Source organism: Pricia mediterranea (genome assembly GCF_032248455.1).
In the GTDB taxonomy this organism is placed as follows: Bacteria; Bacteroidota; Bacteroidia; order Flavobacteriales; family Flavobacteriaceae; genus Pricia; species Pricia mediterranea.
In genome coordinates, this window is sequence record NZ_JAVTTP010000001.1 from 1,803,655 (window position 1) to 1,822,010 (window position 18,356).

The 18,356-nt window shown below is 48.6% G+C and carries 17 protein-coding genes; 11 read left to right on the plus strand and 6 right to left on the minus strand.

Going from position 1 to position 18,356, the window contains the following annotated elements:
* Positions 1–2: 2 nt before the first annotated feature.
* The 4 genes from RQM65_RS07490 to RQM65_RS07505 all read left to right on the plus strand — a co-directional run bounded on the left by RQM65_RS07490 (position 3) and on the right by RQM65_RS07505 (position 2,663).
* Complete coding sequence (locus tag RQM65_RS07490) at positions 3–944, plus strand: 2-hydroxyacid dehydrogenase (RefSeq protein ID WP_314013850.1); 942 nt, start codon at positions 3–5, stop codon at positions 942–944.
* 75 nt (positions 945–1,019) lie between these two features.
* Entirely contained in the window at positions 1,020–1,391 is a 372-nt protein-coding gene (locus RQM65_RS07495; protein ID WP_314013852.1) for a VOC family protein, read from the plus strand.
* A gap of 2 nt (positions 1,392–1,393) precedes the next feature.
* Positions 1,394–1,852: a DUF1801 domain-containing protein gene (locus RQM65_RS07500; RefSeq protein WP_314013854.1), complete on the plus strand. Its 459-nt coding sequence runs from the start codon at positions 1,394–1,396 to the stop codon at positions 1,850–1,852.
* 331 nt (positions 1,853–2,183) lie between these two features.
* The gene (locus RQM65_RS07505; protein WP_314013856.1) at positions 2,184–2,663 is read left to right on the plus strand and encodes an NINE protein; all 480 of its coding nucleotides are present in this window, start codon (positions 2,184–2,186) and stop codon (positions 2,661–2,663) included.
* 115 nt (positions 2,664–2,778) lie between these two features.
* Here the strand turns inward: RQM65_RS07505 and RQM65_RS07510 are convergent, their stop codons facing one another.
* The 3 genes from RQM65_RS07510 to RQM65_RS07520 form a co-directional block, all read right to left on the minus strand.
* The gene (locus tag RQM65_RS07510) at positions 2,779–4,614 is read right to left on the minus strand and encodes a GNAT family N-acyltransferase (protein WP_314013858.1); all 1,836 of its coding nucleotides are present in this window, start codon (positions 4,612–4,614) and stop codon (positions 2,779–2,781) included.
* Between the two features lie 131 nt (positions 4,615–4,745).
* On the minus strand, positions 4,746–5,996 hold the full coding sequence (locus RQM65_RS07515) for an aspartate kinase (RefSeq protein ID WP_314013859.1): 1,251 nt from the start codon (positions 5,994–5,996) through the stop codon (positions 4,746–4,748).
* A gap of 208 nt (positions 5,997–6,204) precedes the next feature.
* Positions 6,205–6,687 (minus strand): GNAT family N-acetyltransferase, encoded by a 483-nt coding sequence (locus tag RQM65_RS07520; protein WP_314013860.1) that lies wholly within the window; start codon positions 6,685–6,687, stop codon positions 6,205–6,207.
* 148 nt (positions 6,688–6,835) lie between these two features.
* On the opposite strand from RQM65_RS07520, the gene fbp reads away from it, so the two are divergent.
* Positions 6,836–7,846, plus strand: coding sequence for a class 1 fructose-bisphosphatase (fbp, locus tag RQM65_RS07525; protein ID WP_314013861.1), 1,011 nt, complete (start codon positions 6,836–6,838; stop codon positions 7,844–7,846).
* Positions 7,847–7,998: 152 nt separating this feature from the next.
* Here fbp and RQM65_RS07530 read toward each other — a convergent pair whose 3' ends face one another.
* Positions 7,999–8,421 carry a tellurite resistance TerB family protein gene (locus RQM65_RS07530; protein WP_314013862.1) on the minus strand — a complete coding sequence of 141 codons (423 nt, stop codon included), beginning with the start codon at positions 8,419–8,421 and terminating at the stop codon, positions 7,999–8,001.
* 107 nt (positions 8,422–8,528) lie between these two features.
* On the opposite strand from RQM65_RS07530, the gene RQM65_RS07535 reads away from it, so the two are divergent.
* From RQM65_RS07535 to RQM65_RS07560, 6 genes are all read left to right on the plus strand, one after another.
* Positions 8,529–9,557 carry a ligase-associated DNA damage response exonuclease gene (locus RQM65_RS07535; RefSeq protein ID WP_314013863.1) on the plus strand — a complete coding sequence of 343 codons (1,029 nt, stop codon included), beginning with the start codon at positions 8,529–8,531 and terminating at the stop codon, positions 9,555–9,557.
* Between the two features lie 223 nt (positions 9,558–9,780).
* Positions 9,781–11,601 (plus strand): ATP-dependent DNA ligase, encoded by a 1,821-nt coding sequence (locus RQM65_RS07540; RefSeq protein ID WP_314013864.1) that lies wholly within the window; start codon positions 9,781–9,783, stop codon positions 11,599–11,601.
* Between the two features lie 171 nt (positions 11,602–11,772).
* Complete coding sequence (locus RQM65_RS07545; protein WP_314013866.1) at positions 11,773–14,238, plus strand: ligase-associated DNA damage response DEXH box helicase; 2,466 nt, start codon at positions 11,773–11,775, stop codon at positions 14,236–14,238.
* A 68-nt stretch (positions 14,239–14,306) separates the two neighbouring features.
* Positions 14,307–14,981 (plus strand): ligase-associated DNA damage response endonuclease PdeM, encoded by a 675-nt coding sequence (gene pdeM, locus RQM65_RS07550; RefSeq protein ID WP_314013867.1) that lies wholly within the window; start codon positions 14,307–14,309, stop codon positions 14,979–14,981.
* 105 nt (positions 14,982–15,086) lie between these two features.
* Positions 15,087–15,881, plus strand: coding sequence for a TspO-related membrane protein (locus tag RQM65_RS07555; RefSeq protein WP_314013868.1), 795 nt, complete (start codon positions 15,087–15,089; stop codon positions 15,879–15,881).
* A 98-nt stretch (positions 15,882–15,979) separates the two neighbouring features.
* Positions 15,980–16,345: a DoxX family protein gene (locus RQM65_RS07560; RefSeq protein WP_314013869.1), complete on the plus strand. Its 366-nt coding sequence runs from the start codon at positions 15,980–15,982 to the stop codon at positions 16,343–16,345.
* Here RQM65_RS07560 and RQM65_RS07565 read toward each other — a convergent pair.
* Both RQM65_RS07565 and RQM65_RS07570 read right to left on the minus strand, forming a co-directional pair.
* Positions 16,342–16,695, minus strand: a complete 354-nt coding sequence (locus RQM65_RS07565; RefSeq protein WP_314013870.1) for a DoxX family protein — start codon at positions 16,693–16,695, stop codon at positions 16,342–16,344. The genes RQM65_RS07560 and RQM65_RS07565 overlap by 4 nt on opposite strands.
* Positions 16,696–16,763: 68 nt before the next feature.
* Positions 16,764–18,128: a dihydrolipoyl dehydrogenase family protein gene (locus RQM65_RS07570; protein ID WP_314013872.1), complete on the minus strand. Its 1,365-nt coding sequence runs from the start codon at positions 18,126–18,128 to the stop codon at positions 16,764–16,766.
* Positions 18,129–18,356 lie beyond the last annotated feature (228 nt).

An 18,356-nucleotide genomic window follows, 5' to 3' on the forward strand; every position in this document is an offset into this window, starting at 1 on the left:
TTATGAGAGTACTTCACGTTGACAAAAACCACCCGCTTCTCATCGAGCGGTTTACCGAACTCGGCTTCCGGAACGATGAGGATTATACCTCGTCGAAACAAGAAATCGAAGAAAAAATCCATGAATACGAAGGACTGATCATTCGAAGCCGTTTCAGCATCGACAGCGAATTCTTGGACAAGGCGAACAAACTGAAATTTATCGGACGGTTGGGAGCGGGGCTTGAAAATATTGACGTCAGGCATGCCGAGGCCAATGGTATTTTCTTGGCCGCAGCACCAGAAGGCAACCGCAATGCGGTGGGCGAACACACCCTAGGCATGCTGCTATCGCTTTTCAACAACCTCAACAAGGCCGATCGGGAAGTCCGTTCCGGAAAATGGGACCGTGAGGGCAATCGAGGGGTCGAACTCCAAGGAAAGACGGTCGGCATCATCGGCTACGGGAATATGGGCAAGGCCTTCGCTAAAAAACTCAAGGGTTTTGACGTTGACGAGATTATCTGTTATGATATTAAAGGAGGCGTGGGTGACGAAAACGCCCGTCAGGTCGGGATAATGGAACTACAACATCGTACCGATGTATTGAGCCTTCACGTTCCGCAAACCGAACTCACTATCGGGATGATAAACGCATCGTTTATCGAGTCGTTCCGAAAGCCCTTTTGGCTTGTGAATACGGCCCGGGGAAAGTGTGTGATCACCGAAGATTTGGTTAGTGCCCTAAAATCAGGCAAAATTCTCGGCGCCGGCTTGGATGTGCTGGAATATGAAAAATCGTCCTTTGAAAATATGTTTGCCGACGGAAAGCTACCTGAAGCCTTTCAATATCTTGTTGAAGCAGAAAACGTATTACTTTCTCCGCACATCGCAGGTTGGACGGTCGAGAGTCTTGAGAAGCTCGCTCAAACGGTCGTAGATAAAATTAAGGAAGAATTTTACTAACTTAGTCCAGTCCCTCCTAAATTACCATAGCTCCCCCCAGTAAGTTCACGGAATATCCACAAAAAATAGGAAACTATGCAATTAGGTACATTTTCAATTAGCTTAAGCGTCAAAGATCTCGAAGCTTCCAAACAATTTTACCAGACCCTAGGCTTTTCGGTGTTCGGCGGCGAACAGGAACAGCATTGGCTTATCATGAAAAATGGCAATGCGACCATCGGCCTGTTTCAGGGAATGTTCGAAAAGAATATTTTGACCTTTAATCCCGGCTGGGACGCCGATGCCAACCCCATCGATTCGTTTACCGATGTAAGGCAATTGCAAAAACAACTCAGGGAAGAGGGAATCCAACTCACCACCGAGGCCGATGAAAGCACCACCGGTCCCGCAAGTATCGCCTTTTTGGATCCTGACGGTAACCCGGTGCTGATCGATCAACACGTTTGACCATGAAATACAAAGCGGAAACGCCGGAAGAATACATTGGGCAACTGCCCGAAGACCGGCAAAAGGTCGTTTCAAAACTGAGGAAAACCATCCTAAATAACCTTCCCGAGGGTTTTGAGGAACAAATGAGCTATGGCATGCTCGGCTATGTGGTACCACACTCCGTTTATCCAGATGGATACCATTGCGACCCGAAACTGCCGCTTCCGTTCATGAACCTGGCCTCGCAGAAGAACCATGTGTCCGTCTACCACTCGGGTGTTTACGCGGACCCCGGACTTTACGAGTGGTTCATGACCGAATATCCAAAGCATTGTCAAAGCAAATTGGACATGGGCAAGAGCTGTATCCGGTTTAAAAATATGGAAAGCATTCCTTACACACTGATCGGGGAACTGGCGGCCAAAATGACCGTAGCGAATTGGGTGTCGATCTACGAGAAAAACATCAAGAAAAACTAAGGAGGGCCAAGCGACACGCTTTTTCTTCGATTATAAAAAATAATGGATTTACCATTATTTCTGTGAGAACCGTTGCTGTTTGATCTGACCAAAAGACGAAAGGAAGAAGGAACAAAGAAAATAAAGCACACATGGGTATTTTTAGTCATAGGTTCGCCTTTTCGGATGTTCCCGAAAATGTATTCGTCTTTCTTCCTTGCTCTTTTTGTCCTTTTTCGGTCGGTGATACCTTCCGATTGCCGGCGGAATCCTGAAACTATCCACAAAATTAAGGGTAGAACCAAAATAATCAGTACATTTAAAACTACTATAACCAACAAAATTTACAATAATGACAGACGATAGTAAAAAATTCGGTGAAGATTCAAAAGGTAGTTTCGACAAGGATAACAAGAAGTCAAGCGAATTTGGTAAAAAAGACAAAGATTCGACCAAAAATTTTGCCGATGACACCAAAAAGACGGCCAACGAATTTAGCGAAGGTGCCAAGAAAACGGCCAATGAGTTCAGTGAAGGGGCTAGAGAGGCATTTGCAGGCGGTGCTAAAGAAAACAAGAAGATATTGGCCGGAATTTTGGCCATTATTCTTGGTTCGTTAGGTATCCACAAATTTATTTTGGGATATCAAAAAGAAGGTATTATTCTACTCGTCGCCACAATAATCGGATATGCCACCATGTGCATCGGAGTGGGGGCCTTTATCGTTATGGCGACAGGCTTAGTCGGGCTGATCGAAGGTATCATCTACCTGACCAAAACCGATGATGAGTTTTATACTACGTACCAGGTGGGAAAAAAGCCTTGGTTCTGATATAATGTTCGATTTGGTTATTTTCGGCAGGCATTTTTTTATATCGATGCAGGCGTTAGGCTCTTAATATTTAACCGCCTCATCGCTCTGGCATCAAGTTGGCTTCAACGGAAAATCAACCCTTGTCCTGTGAAGGATTCTCGCCGTTCTCGCGTGCTTCCATAAACTTCCGTTCCAGCTCGGCCTGAAACTCCTCCATCACCGGTTTTACCGTACTTTCGGGCAAGTCGGAAATCTTGATGTACATCAGGCCGTCGACTGCATTGTTAAAGAGGGGGTCCACGTTAAAAGCGACTACTTTGGCATTTTGCTTGATATATTTTTTTATCAATACCGGTAAGCGTAGGTTGCCCGGCTCCACCTCATCGATCATCCGGTCGAACTTATTTAGGTCCGCCTGGGTCTCATCAAAGACAAATTCCTTGTCCGCATCCTTCAGCTTTACCTTGAACTCCTTTTTCGGTCGGACGTACTGTGCTACATAGGGATCCCAGTAATTGCTTTTCATAAATTCGATCATCAACGACTTGGAGAAGTTCGAAAACTGGTTGCTGATGCTTACCCCGCCGATCAAATACTTATGTTCGGGATGCCGGAGGGTAGTATGTACGATACCCTTCCACAGTAGAAATAGCGGCATCGGCTTCTGTTGGTACGCTTTCATGATATAGGCCCTTCCCATCTCGATAGATTGCTGCATCATGTCGAAAAGTTCGGGCTCAAAGCGGAAGAGATCTTGCAAATAAAAGCCATCTATCCCATATTTTTTGAATATCTCCGATCCTAGGCCCATACGGTAGGCCCCTGCGATGACCTTGGCCTCGTTATCCCACAGAAACATGTGATGATAATACGCATCGAATTTGTCGATATCGCTCGAGTTGTTGGTGCCCTCGCCGATTTCCCTGAAGGTGATTTCACGCTGCCTTCCGATTTCCTGTAGCGCAAAGGGTATTTCCTTGGCGGGAGCCAAGAAGACCTCATAATTCTTGCTCTGTACCATGCGCCGATCTTTCTCGACCAGTTTGCCGACCTCTGCTTCTATCAGTTCCTTGCGAACCGCCTTGGCTATTTTCCGGGGATGCTTAGGTAATTTTATGGTGGTGGGCAATTGTGCTATCAGACGTTCCTTTTCGTACGCATTGGCGAGGATGTAGGTTTTCCGGCGCAATAGTTCCGTGTACTCCTGCAAACCGCAATGCTCGTTTTGCATAGCGACCGAAATGGGCTGTCCGATACGTACTTTTATAGGTCTATAGCGCTGGGAATAGACCTCCGACGGAAGTTTGGCGGTTCTGAGGATGTCGCTTATCCGCGCCAGACGATAGAACAGTTTGCTGTTCCTTGCGTGAAAATAGATCGGCACTACTGGCACTTCGGCCTTTCGAATAAGTTTTATGGCCGCTTCATCCCACGGCTTATCGATCACTAATTTTCCATCTTTATGGGTCGAGACTTCCCCTGCAGGAAAAATTCCCAGGGGATGACCTTCCCGTAAATGTTTCATGCCATTCTTAAAGCCCGCCAGGCTGCTTTTGGCCTCTTTGCGGTCTTCGAACGGATTTACGGGGAAGATATGGGAGGTCAATGGCTCAAAACGCTGCAGAAGAAAGTTCGCCATGATTTTGAAATCAGGTCGGCGACGAAGCATAATTTTAAGTAGGATGATGCCGTCCATACCTCCCAACGGATGGTTGCTTATCGTGATATACGGACCGTCTTTCGGAAGTCGTTTCAGATCTTCAACGGGAATGTCGTAATCGATGTCGTAGTGATCTAGGGCGGCGTCGAGAAAGTCCATGATTTCAAGGTGACGCACCTTCTCGTACCATTTGCCTATTTTGGAGATTTTGGTTACCCGTAACACCGACCACGCAAGAAAGGTGCCCAAAACGCCCAACTTGTCAAGATTTGTGACCTTGGTCACCTCCTTTGCGGTCACTAGACCCATACCTAATTATCGATTAATTTGTGATGCCATTTCAAAACGGGAGTTCAAAAATGGAAGGGAATCAATTGGTAAATATATAGGAAAATCGGTAAATAAGCCTCCCAATTCAACGATTCAGAAAAGAAATGACATCATTTTACGACGAGTTGCAAGGTGTTTTTTCCACGCTGTTCAAGCAGCACCTCGTGTCCGTTCTGTAGGGATGCGATGGCCTTTTCATCAAAATGACGAATGGTGTACAGCGACACATTTTCTTGACATGCCACTTTAAACCGGTGTTGCAAATGCTGCAGAAGTTCATTTAACCGACCGAAACGGTTATCAACGCAAACGGAAAAGCTAATGGCAGAGCTTTGAATGAGGTCGACCTTCATCTTATGCTCGTGGAACAATTTAAAAAGGGCACTGATACTATCTTCGACGATAAACGAAAAATCAAGGGAGGACAGCTTCATCAATACCTGATTTTGCTTTAGGATAAAACAGGGTACCTTGGGTTCTATCCCCATGCATTTGCCTACGGTCGTACCGGCCCCTTTCGGAGCTAAAAAGGATTTTACGTGCAGCGGAATTTCTTTTTGCTGTAGGGGTTGCAGGGTCTTCGGATGTATGACCGAAGCCCCATAGAAAGCAAGTTCGATAGCCTCGCGATACGATATTTTGTTGAGCAGTAAGGTTTCATTGAAATATCTAGGGTCGGCGTTCAGCACTCCCGGTACATCCTTCCAGATAGTCACGGAATCGGCATTTAGGCAATAGGCAAGGATGGCGGCGGTGTAGTCAGAACCCTCCCGGCCCAAGGTAGTCGTAAAATTATTTTCATCGCTCCCCAGAAAACCTTGGGTGATGTTCAACTTCTTGGTGTCGACACCATGTGATACCCGCTCTTGGGTCATTTCCCAGTCCACCGAAACGTCGCGGTAACGATCGTCGGTCTTAATAAAATCGCGAACGTCGAGCCAGTGGTTAGTGATACCTACTTCATTCAGATAGGCACTGACGATCGTAGTGGACACCAATTCGCCGTAGCCGACGACCTGATCATAGACGAAATTGTATTTGGGAGATTTGTTCCAGGCCAAAAAGCCCTGCACCTCGGTATAGAGCGCCTTTACTTTCTCAAAGATAGGATGGTTTTGATTCCCGAAAAGCCCCGATAAGATGGCATTGTGATAGTCCATGACTTCCAGCAGTACGGCAGATAGCTTTGTCTTATCCTCAAAATATGTGTTTACGACGGCCTCCATGGCGTTGGTAGATTTACCCATGGCCGACACCACCAGCAGCGTATTGTCATAGCCCGTTTCCCGAAGCACCTCCACTACGTTTCTCACTCCATCGGCATCTTTGACCGAGGCCCCGCCGAACTTAAAAATCCTCATTGAATAATTTTCTTTTTTGAAATTCCTGCCTTTCGGCCTCAATACACCAAAATTCATTGGATTTTGTTAACAAACAACGGAATTCACATGATTCCTGATGCTTCTTCCGGATTCTCAGGGGTTCTTTCCGGTCAAAACGGGCCGCGGCGGCAAAACCGACGACGGACCACGGATGGAAATGTGATTTCAGGTTTCTTGTAAACAGCTCCTATCCTTTGTTCTTCAGGAATTTTGCGATACTCTCTTCATCAAGTTGTACGACGTGCCAATGGCGCATGACATCGGCGCCAATGCCTTCATAAAAGCGTATGGCAGGTTCGTTCCAATCCAGAACCTCCCAGCTGATACGCTTTGCCCCCATATCCCTTCCATACTTGACCGTCTCCGCCATTAGCGCGCTGCCCAATCCACTGCCCCGCATGGGTTCGGTGACCACAAAGTCCTCTAAATGTAAGGTCGTACCTTTCCAGGTAGAGTATCGGGTATACACCATGGCCATCCCGACGACCTTACCGTCCGTTTCCCCAACGAAGCAGTGAAAGCGTTTATTTTCGCCGAAACCGTCCTTGATCAAGTCGTCCGCGGTTATTTCGACCGAATCGCCTTCCTTTTCATAAATGGCCAATTCTTGGATTAGATTTAAAACTTGGGGCATATCCCCTTCCTTTGCAGCGCGTATAGTAAATTCCATAATTGTTATAAATAAAACACAAAGTTATAAATTTAAATTACGGCTAAATTACGAAGATTCCACAGTTTCACAAAATAGCCGATATTTGTGTGCGGGCGAACAATTGGCGATTTCCCTAACCTGGTGCCATTGCCTTAAAACTTTAAATATGTCCCAAAAGAAGAATTTTACCCTCGGCGAATTTATCATCGAAAACCAGAGTGCCTTTCCCTACTCCACCGGGGAGCTTTCCAAACTGATCAATGCCATTCGCCTGGCTGCAAAGGTCGTAAACCATGAGGTCAACAAAGCGGGATTGGTCGATATTATCGGCGAGATCGGCGAAACCAACATTCAGGGCGAGGAACAGAAAAAGTTGGATGTATTCGCCAATGAAAAGTTCATTCAAGCCCTTATCAATCGCGAAATAGTATGCGGTATCGCCTCCGAAGAGGCAGAAGACTTTATCAGTATAAACAGCAATGACGAACGCAACCAAAACAAATACATCGTTTTAATCGACCCTCTCGACGGATCCTCGAATATCGATGTCAACGTATCCGTCGGCACTATTTTCTCCGTATATCGACGGATTACCCCCGTAGGCACGCCCGTCACCCTAAAAGATTTTCTTCAGCCGGGGAAAAATCAGGTAGCGGCCGGCTATATTGTCTATGGCACCTCGACCATGTTGGTCTATACCACCGGCCACGGCGTCAATGGCTTTACGCTCAACCCTGCCATTGGTACGTTTTATCTATCGCATCCCGAAATGCAGTTTCCTGAAACCGGCAACATCTATACGGTAAACGAGGGTAACTATATCCATTTTCACCAAGGCGTAAAAGATTATATCAAATATTGTCAAAAAGAGGAAGAAGACCGCCCCTACACCTCGAGGTACATCGGTTCGCTGGTCTCCGATTTCCATCGGAACATGATCAAAGGGGGTATCTATATGTACCCTAAGAGCAGTATTACCGAAGAGGGAAAACTTCGCCTGCTCTACGAATGCAATCCCATGGCCTTTATCGCGGAGCAGGCCAACGGACTCGCCATCTCAGGCGGAAGCCGAATTCTGGATGTAGTACCGACGGAACTGCACCAAAGGATACCCTTCTTTTCCGGTAGCCGGAAAATGGTGGAGAAATTAAAGGAATTTTTGGACCGATACGAATAAAAGGGCATCAACTATCCGGTCGCTAAGTACTTTCCGACCGGCTGCGCTAGCCTCTGAACGTAGGGGCGGCGCGCCAGTTTTGACAGAACCTCCGGTAAAAGTGGAATAAGAACCAAAATCGCTACCCCCGATTCACCTCAATTTTTATAAGCTCAGCGTTTCAACAGGTATAGATAATCCTCAAAATCGATCCGCCCCGTAAAAATCTCTACGGAGCGATCGATGATCTGATCGGCATTGTCACCTGAAAAACCCAGTCCGATGGCGTAGCGTTTGAGCAGGTCCATTTCGAGATCATCGATGGTATGGTCCGAAAAAATAATCCGAAAAAGATCGTAAAGCCGTTCCAATCGTTTCTCGGAGGAGTTCGGGGAATCGATCGGATATTTGTTCTCCTTGCGCATCACCTGCTCATATTCCGAGCGGGTGATGTCCAGTTTATCCGCAAAACTGTCCAACAGTCTCTTTTCCTCCGCGCTGAGCTCCCCATCGACCGAAGCCAAGGTCGCCAGTGCGGCGAAATGCGCTAGATTTCTCCGGTGTTCGCCGCTGGTATATAAATCTACGATCCCCATAATTTTGTTGTCATATTTTCATTAGAAACAAATATAATTTTTTTAGCGTTTATATTTTAGGTTCGCCACAACTTTGTTTCCCGACAAATTCGTATTTTTCCACAGCTATGAAAAAACCGCTGCTCGCGTTCACCGACAAGGGCATCTATTGCCACGCTGCCGATGTATATCTCGACCCATGGAAGCCCGTGGACAAGGCCATCATCTCCCACGGTCACGCCGACCACAGCCGGTGGGGCCATAGCAAATACATTACTCATCACGACAATGTGCCAATCATCTCCCACCGTCTGGGCGAAATCAACGTAACGGGAAAAAATTGGGGAGAGACCTTCACCATCAACAACGTCAAATTCAGCCTGCATCCGGCCGGGCATATCGTCGCCTCTTCCCAAATCAGGGTGGAGCACCAGGGCGAGGTCTGGGTGTTTACGGGGGATTATAAAACGGAGGACGATGGCATTTCAACTCCCTATGAACCCGTGAAGTGCGATACGTTCATCACCGAATGTACCTTCGGACTGCCTGCCTTTAAATGGATACCTCAACAAGAGGTTTTTAAGGATATCAACGCATGGTGGGCCCAAAACCGAGCGGAAAAAAAGACCTCAGTGCTCTTCGGATATTCCTTAGGCAAGGCCCAGCGACTATTGAAGTACCTAGATACCGATATCGGGAAGATCTACACCCATGGGGCCATTGAAAACATGACGGAGGTACTCCGACCTTTGGTGGACTTCCCCGAGACCACGCTCATCACGAAAGAAACCAAAAAAGAGGACCTGTTGGGCAATATCGTCCTTGCTCCTCCCAGTGCCCACGGCAGTCCCTGGATCCGGAAAATGGTGCCCTACGTCACCGCTTCCGCCAGCGGGTGGATGACCTTTAGGGGTGCCCGCCGCCGCCGTGCCATCGACAAGGGCTTTGTCTTGAGCGACCACTGCGATTGGAACGGTCTCTTGGAAAGTATCAAAGGTACCGGCGCGGAGAAGATCATTTGCACCCACGGTTATTCCGATATTTTTTCAAGGTACCTTCGGGAACAAGGGTATGATGCGCGTACAGAAGAAACACAGTACGGGGAAGAGGACGGGGAAACGGCGGATGCCAAGTCGGAAACAATCGGTACAAATTAGACGGTTGGTCACGACTCAACGAAGGAAATCGGGGTACGCATGGATTTGATTTAAATGCGGAAGCCGATGGTTTGACAGTTTGCCGGGCCTATCCCTTAGCCGAGGGGCTGCGTCGTTTTGGGACCGAGGGGGCCCGCTTAGATTCGATTGGAGACCAGGTGCGGGTTCGACAGATGGCTTCGCGGCTCCCGCTGGAGCGGGATTGCCCGCAATTTTGGATGATATGAAAAAGTTTGCACGACTTATCAAAACGCTCGACAGCACTAACAAGACCACGATCAAGGTGCAGGCGCTCGCCGACTACTTTAAGGTGGCGGGCGACACGGACAAGGTGTGGACCATTGCCATTTTATCGCATCGGCGGCCGCCACGGCCGGTGAACACGACCTTGCTGCGGGAATGGGCCTCCGAACTGGCCAACATCCCACTTTGGCTGTTCGAGGAAAGCTACCATATCGTGGGCGACCTGGCAGAAACGATTGCCCTGGTGGTGCCCTCGACCCAGACCTCCACCGAAAAATCCCTCTCCCGGTTCCTCAAGGAAATGATTGCGCTCAAAAAAAAGCCCGACGAGGAGAAAAAAGCCTATCTCTACGAGAATTGGAAAGTGCTGGACTACTACGAGCGCTTTGTTTTCTGCAAGTTGATCACCGGTAGTTTCCGAATCGGGGTCAGCCAAAAACTGATGACCCGCGCTCTGGCAAAGGCGACCGATATTGATGAGGATATCCTGGCCTATAAGCTGATGGGGAATTGGAATCCCAATAAAATATCCTTCCAAGAGCTGATCTTGGAGGAAAACGAAAGCGACTACCTCTCCAAGCCCTATCCCTTTTATCTGGCCTATGCCATCGAGGGCGACGTGAGTGACCTAGGGGATGTCAACGACTGGTCCGCCGAACATAAATGGGACGGTATCCGTTCGCAGGTCATCCTCAGAAACGACGAAATCTTTGTCTGGAGCCGCGGGGAAGAGCTGGTGACGGACAAATATCCGGAATTCGGAAAGTTCGTCGGCGTAATTCCCAACGGCACGGTCATCGACGGTGAAATATTGCCCTTCCCAAAGGAACAGATCGGCACTTTCAACGACCTCCAGAAACGGATAGGACGGAAGACGGTCTCTAAAAACCTTTTGAAAAAAGTACCGGTCATCTTAAAGGCGTACGACCTGTTGGAATGGGAAGGTAAGGATATTAGGAACACCCCTTTTATTGACCGAAGAAGATTGTTAGAGACTCTATTTAGGTCAGTACGCCCCCCCGAGCACCTCGAATCCGTTCGGCACAGGCGCGGTCGAGGGCCGGCAAGCGAAAAGGTTGCTTCGGGAATTCGGCAGTCCGTCGGTTCCGAGACAGATGGTGAGACCATCAAGAGCATCGCCAGCAAGACCGCACCTAAACAGGCAAAAGGCACCAAAAACAACGATCAGCCAGCCGAGATGCCTGTATCCAGCGCAGTCGAGATACCACTTCACCTTTCCGAAACCATCCATTTCAATTCATGGGAAGAAGCCGCTAAAGAGCGGGAACGTTCACGGGAAGTCCGAAGTGAAGGCCTGATGCTCAAGCGCCAGGATTCCCCCTATCTTGTCGGACGCAAAAAAGGAGACTGGTGGAAGTGGAAGGTCGACCCCCTGACCATAGACGCTGTGCTCACCTACGCCATGCGCGGGCACGGAAGGCGCAGCAACCTGTTCACCGACTATACTTTTGCACTTTGGGACGAAAAGGAAGACGGCGAGCGCGAGCTGGTCACTTTTGCCAAGGCCTACTCCGGCCTTACCGACGCCGAGTTTCGAAAAGTGGACAATTGGATAAAAAGGAACACCCTCGAACGATTTGGCCCGGTCCGCAGTGTCACGCCGCATCACGTATTCGAAATCGCCTTTGAGGGCATAGCCCCGTCGACAAGGCACAAAAGTGGCGTCGCGACCCGTTTTCCGAGAATACTTCGCTGGCGGAAGGATAAAAAAATCGAGGAGGCCAACACGCTGTCGGATTTAAAACGACTGATTCCGAGCCTTACCTCCGAAGGCGGATAAGCCGAAGGAATCTGTTGAACCTCGGCCCGCTTTCAAAGTAACGGAATGCGCAGAGTGGCACCAACCTAGGTTTGCGGCACAAGTGGGTCGCGCTTCTTGGTCAATAAACAGCAGAAGCAGGTTCAGCAGATTGCTTCGCTACGCCTGCTGAAACAGGCTTTGCTCGCAATTATGACAAGAGAACAACTTTACGATATAGCACGGAATTGGTTTGAGCAACAGGACTGGAAACCCTTCCCGTTCCAGAAACAGACCTGGAAGGCCTTCCTACAGGGAAAGCACGGTCTGTTGAACGCCCCGACAGGGAGCGGTAAGACCTATGCGCTTTGGTTTCCTATCGTTTTGAACTACATCAAAAGCAATCCCGATTACCGAACAGAACACAAAAAGGGACTCAAAGCCATCTGGATTACCCCCCTACGCGCACTTTCACAGGAAATTCGGCAATCGGCCGAGCGGGTCACCGAAGACCTGGGAACCCAGATGACCGTGGGCATCCGCACGGGGGACACCTCCTCCAAAGAGCGGGCCCGGATGAAAAAACAGATGCCCGACCTATTGATCACTACGCCCGAAAGCCTGCAGCTGCTCTTAGCATCAAAGGGCTACGACAAAGTTTTCAAGGACTGCTCCGCCATCGTAGTCGATGAGTGGCACGAACTGTTGGGCACCAAACGCGGGGTACAAATGGAGCTGGCCCTGTCCCGCTTAAAATCCGTTTGCAAAGACCTGCGTATCTGGGGAATTTCGGCGACCATCGGGAATCTGGAACAGGCCCGGGAAGTGTTGCTGGGTCCCGCTACCGCGGCCCTTGAAAACTCCGTAATGATCAAGGCGAACCTCAGCAAGAAAATCACGGTCAGGAGTATCATTCCCGAAAAGATGGAAACCTTCCCTTGGCGCGGCCACCTTGGATTGCATTTGCTGGAATACGTCGTTCCGATCATCAATAACAGTAAGACTACCCTACTCTTTACCAACACCCGCAGCCAATGCGAAATCTGGTTTCAAAAAATACTGGTCAAACACCCGGAGTACGCCGGGGAGATCGCCATGCACCACGGCAGTATTAACAAAGAGACCCGCACTTGGGTCGAGCAGGCTATCCGAAACGAAAGTCTGAAAGCGGTGGTCTGTACCTCTAGCCTGGACCTCGGCGTCGATTTCGCCCCCGTAGAGACCGTGGTACAGATCGGAGGTCCCAAGGGGGTGGCCCGGTTTCTGCAAAGGGCCGGGCGCAGCGGACACCGGCCGGGCAAGGAGAGCATTATCTATTTTTTGCCGACCCATGCCATCGAACTGATCGAGGCATCGGCCCTGCAACAAGCGGTCAAACTGAACGCGGTCGAGGACCGTATTCCCTACCTAAACAGCTTTGATGTACTGCTACAATACCTGACCACCCTGGCGGTTTCCGATGGGTTTTATCCCGAAGAAATCTTCCCTGAAATTAAACAGACTTTTTGCTATCAGGCCATTTCGGAAGACCAATGGCAATGGCTGCTCAATTTTTTGGTGATGGGGAGCCAAAGCCTGCAGACCTACGACGAATACAAAAAAGTAGAGGTCGAGGATGATGGGAAATTCAAGGTCAACAACCGGGGAACCGCCATGCGGCACCGTTTTCAGATCGGTACGATCGTAGGTGATGCCAATTTGGCCGTCAAGTACCAAAAGGGGGGCTATATCGGCAGTATCGAAGAATTCTTTGTGTCCAAATTAAACCGTGGCGACGTGTTCACCTTCGCCGGCCGTAATCTGGAGTTCATCCGAATCAAGGAAATGCAGGTACATGTCAAAAAATCCTCCAAAAAGACCAGCAAAGTACCCAGTTGGATGGGTGGCCGTCTTTCGCTTTCCGCCCAGATGTCCCATTTGTTGCGTGACGAGCTGTACACCGCCAGGCTGGACAAGCGAAAACAGTCCCCCGAGATACGTTCGCTATCGCATCTTTTTAAAAGACAGCGGCTTGAAAGCATCGTACCCTCTCCCGGCGAACTGCTGATCGAAACCTTTAAGACCCGGGACGGGTACCACCATATGGTCTATCCGTTCGAGGGAAGGTTCGTACACGAAGCGATGGGCAGCCTGTTGAGCTACCGTATCAGCCTGCTCTCGCCGATCACATTCTCCCTGGCTTTTAACGACTACGGTTTCGAGCTACTATCCGACAGGGAGCTCGATATGCAACAGGTACTCGACAACGACCTTTTCACAACCGATTTTATGCACGAGGACCTGCAAAAAAGCCTCAACGCAACCGAAATGGCCCGCAGGAAGTTCCGGGACATTGCCGTCATCAGCGGGATGGTCTTTACCGGGTACCCAAAAAAAGGCATCAAGATGAAACACCTGCAGAGCAATTCACAATTGCTGTTCGATGTCTTTAGGGATTACGAGCCTGACAACCTGCTTTACCAACAGGCTTTCCGCGAGACTTTCGAGCACCAGCTTGAGGAAGGTCGGCTACAACTGGCACTCGAGCGCATCGCCTCGCAGGAAATCGTCTGGAAAGCTTGTAAAAAACCTACCCCTTTTTCCTTTCCGATCATTACCGACCGGCTCCGGGAAAAACTGTCCAGCGAAAAACTGCAGGACCGAATCCAGCGAATGGCGGCGATTTTGATGCGGAAATAAGATACCCCGACGACCAAGCATCAGAATGTTTGACCGACCCCACCTTCAAAGTCCTTATCTTTGCTAGGATGCAAATCCAATCCTTAGATATAGAAGAGCAAACTTTCGTCCTACACTCCTCCGGCGCAGTATTTTGGGAAGAGAAATCCATCGTCTTGATCAGCGACGTACATTTGGGCAAGGTCTCGCATTTTCGGAAACACGGGGCGGCAGTACCACAAAATGCTATCCAACGAAATTTTGACCTGATGGACGGGGCCATTGATTTCTTCCAACCGGAAATCCTGGTCTTTTTGGGTGACCTGTTCCATTCGTCCTTGAACAAGGAATGGGAACTTTTCGAAAATTGGACCTCCACCGTGATTTCCGATATAGTGCTCGTGGCCGGAAACCACGATATTCTATCGCCCCTGAAGTATGAGGGACTGGGTATCCGTGTAGCTTCCGAGATACAGCTAGACGGTTTTTTGTTGACCCACTATCCCGAGGAGCGGGAAGGGTTTTTCAACCTCTCGGGGCATATCCATCCCGCGGTACGCTTACAAGGTCCGGGACGACAAACCCTTCGTTTGTCCTGCTTCTTTAAATCTGAAAAACAGATAATATTGCCTGCATTCGGGGCATTTACGGGTACCTATGTCATGCATCCCACAGATAACGATGAGATTTATGCCATTGCGGACGATGCTGTTTTCAAAGTAGCGACGAAGGAATCAAAACGGAGGAAACGGGTTTCGAGATAGTCCGTTTTATTGTGGATGATGTTTACGTATCCGCTTTCAAATATTTAAATTCCAATCTTTCAAATATTTAAATTCCAATATTGAAGATCAACTTAATCCAAACCCATGAACAAAACCCTGTCCGCCATCAATCTGTTATCCGTCGTGTTGGTCATCGCCGTCAACTACGTCTCCCAAGCCTTGCGTCTAAACGATACCACCATCGGCGAAATCAGTCAGAAGTACGATAACCTCTTCACCCCGGCGGGCTATGCCTTCGCGATATGGGGACTCATTTTTTTGGGACTTTTGGCGTACGGCATTTTTCAGGTCAGACGCGCCTTTTCCAGTAAAAAGGAAAGTCCGTTTATCGAACAGACCGGCTATTGGTTTGCGGCTGCCAATGTTCTAAACGCGGCCTGGGTCTTTGCATTCTTGTATGACTATACCGGAGTATCGGTGTTGATCATGCTCGGCATCCTCTTTTCCTTGATCAAGATTATTTTGAACACCAATATGGAACGTTGGGACGCCCCCATCGAGATCCTCGCCTTCGTCTGGTGGCCCATCTGCCTCTACAGCGGGTGGATTGCCGTGGCCACCATCGCCAATATATCCGCCTATCTGACCAAAATCGGCTGGGACGGTTTCGGGCTGGGCGATCAAGAATGGACTATCATTATGGTCATCGTCGCTACCCTACTCAATGCGGTTATGGTCTGGAAACGCAATATGCGGGAGTTCGCGGCCGTGGGCATCTGGGCCTTAATAGCCATTTTTGTGAGACACCGGAATGCCATTGATGTCATTGCTTACGTGGCTTTGGCCTGTAGTATTGTTTTATTCGTCATCGTCGCCATCCATGGCTATCAAAACCGAAAGACGAATCCGGCTTTTAAATTATTACAACGTTTTCAGTGAATTCGGTTAGGATACATGCAGACCATCCAAATCAATCGCTTCTTATTTTCAATAATTACCGTAAATTTTCGTAGATTTCTCAAAAAAAGAAAAAGAATATGGATTATGTCAATATTGTGCTACAGCTGATTGTAGCAATCAGCATTTTAAACGTTTGGTTGATACAGTACAACAAACCGACCCAATGGCGCGGCGGTAACGCGTCGAATATCATGGAGGAATTTGCGGTTTACGGTCTCCCTTCCTGGAGTTGCTACCTAGTAGGCGCCCTAAAAGTACTTGCGGCAATCGGCCTGATTCTGGCGATTTGGTTTCCCATACTATTGAAACCATCCGCAACCGTACTTGGCGTACTCTTGATGGGGTCGGTCATGATGCATGTCAAGATAAAGGACCCTATCAAAAAATCTATTCCCGCGCTGCTGTTTCTAGCCATCTGTATCTACTTGATTTTTGCCAACTAGCATATTATTTCGTTGTAAAATCGCAACGCCAGGTACAAATTCAAAATGGCATAGGCCATGGAGGGAAAAGACTGCCAAAAACCATCACGGATCTTTAAGCGGACCCCGAATCCCAATACCATCAGCAAGCTAAGACCAATGGCGGAAACCAACCCCAGGGTAGGAAGAAACCAATGGCCAGCGATCAGTCCGACCCCGCCCATAAGCTGCAGTATTCCTACAAGGGGGCGCTGTCTCGAAAGACCATAGCGGATATATTCGGATTTCATACCGCCATCAACAAAACAAGCGATGCCGAAAAAAAAGAAAGAAAGTGCCGAGAAAAATACCGCAACGGTGGTTATATCCATTCGGACAGGTCGGATTTTGAATGTACTTAGGTAATTCCAAAGAAGATCTAAAGGTCGGTGTTCATTCGCTAGAGCATCGATTTAATGTCATTCCCCCAACTCGGATAGGTGAATACCATCTTTTTGATATCAGCCGCGGTCAGCCTGTTATTGATCGCCATTGTGAACAGGTTGATGGTCTCCGCCGCTTCGGGAGCGACGATATGGGCACCTACGATTTCCTCTGTGCGTTCGTTCAACAGAATTTTATAGGCATAAACGGGAGCATTCACCCGTTTGGCGTTGAACCAATCCGGCACCGAACCCTCTTGCACAAGAACGTTTTTGTACCGCGCCTTGGCTTCCTCTTCCGAATACCCTACGCTGGCCATGTTCGGTAAGGTAAATACCACCGAAGGAATGACGGGGGTATCCAGTTTCTTTTTGTTGCCATTGACAATATTCTCGCCAACCACATTGCCTTGCCTGCCCGACAACGGGGTCAACGGCAGGTCTTGGTCGCTCACGTCACCACAGGCATAAACGTTCGGATTGCTCTTGCTCTGGAGGTATGTGTTGACCACGATACCCGTTTTGTCATAATCTACTCCGCCCTTCTCCAGGTCGAGCCCTGAAATCGCGGGAACCCTTCCCGCGGTATTTAACACCTTGCTGGCCTTGACTTTCTTTGTCTGTCCGTCTTTTTCATAGTGGACCTTAAAGTTCTTTTTGCCATTTTTGATGGACTTGACATCCGCCTTGAAAATAAACTCGATACCCAACCTCTTTGAATACTCCGTGAGCTCTTGCACCAGATCTTCGTCAAAGGGACCTAAAGGACGGTCGGCAGTGTCGATCACCGTAACTTTCGAGCCCGCTCGGGCGGCCATGTGGGCGAATTCCATTCCAACATAGCCCGCCCCGACAAAAAGAATACTTTTGGGCATTTTTTTCATTTTCAGAAAATCGTCGCTTTCCATTAAATGATCGGCACCGTCAAACGGCAATTGGTGAGGCTCGTATCCTGTAGCTAAGATAATTTTTTTGGCATGTACCCGCTTACCTTCCACCGATAGGGTGTTATCATCTAAGAACTTCGGCGATTGGTGGTAGAGCGTCATCCCCAGTTTTTCAAGATTTTTCTCGGTTTCAATGGGAACCGCGCTAGTGAATTTTCTTTTGAATTTTTGCAGTTTTTCCCAATTGATCTTGGGCGGTTTCTTAAGTCCCTTTCCCTGCAATTGTTTGGCAGTGTCCCAGACTTCGGTGGGACCCAGCAACACCTTTTTCGGATCACAGCCCCGATTTGCACAGGTGCCGCCAAATTCTCTCCGGTCGGCAACGGCCACCTTCATTCCTGCCTCGACACACACCTTTGCGGCCGTCTGTCCCGCGATGCCGCTTCCGATGACAAACACGTCAAATTTTTCACCTATCTTTTTATCCTCTTCCATATTTCAAATCTTTTTAATCAATTGGTTGCTGATCGTTTAGTAACCCGATGACAAGATGGGTCTTTTTTCGGAATATCCTTTAATGCAAATTCAATAAAAATGGATGCTATGCATTGAAAAGGACTTATTATCTTTGCACTTTCAAAAAAATACGCTTGACCCATACTTCGATTGCCCAATTGTACGCACAGTCTCCCAAGTCCCGGAAACTGCGGCAGGCTATTGCCA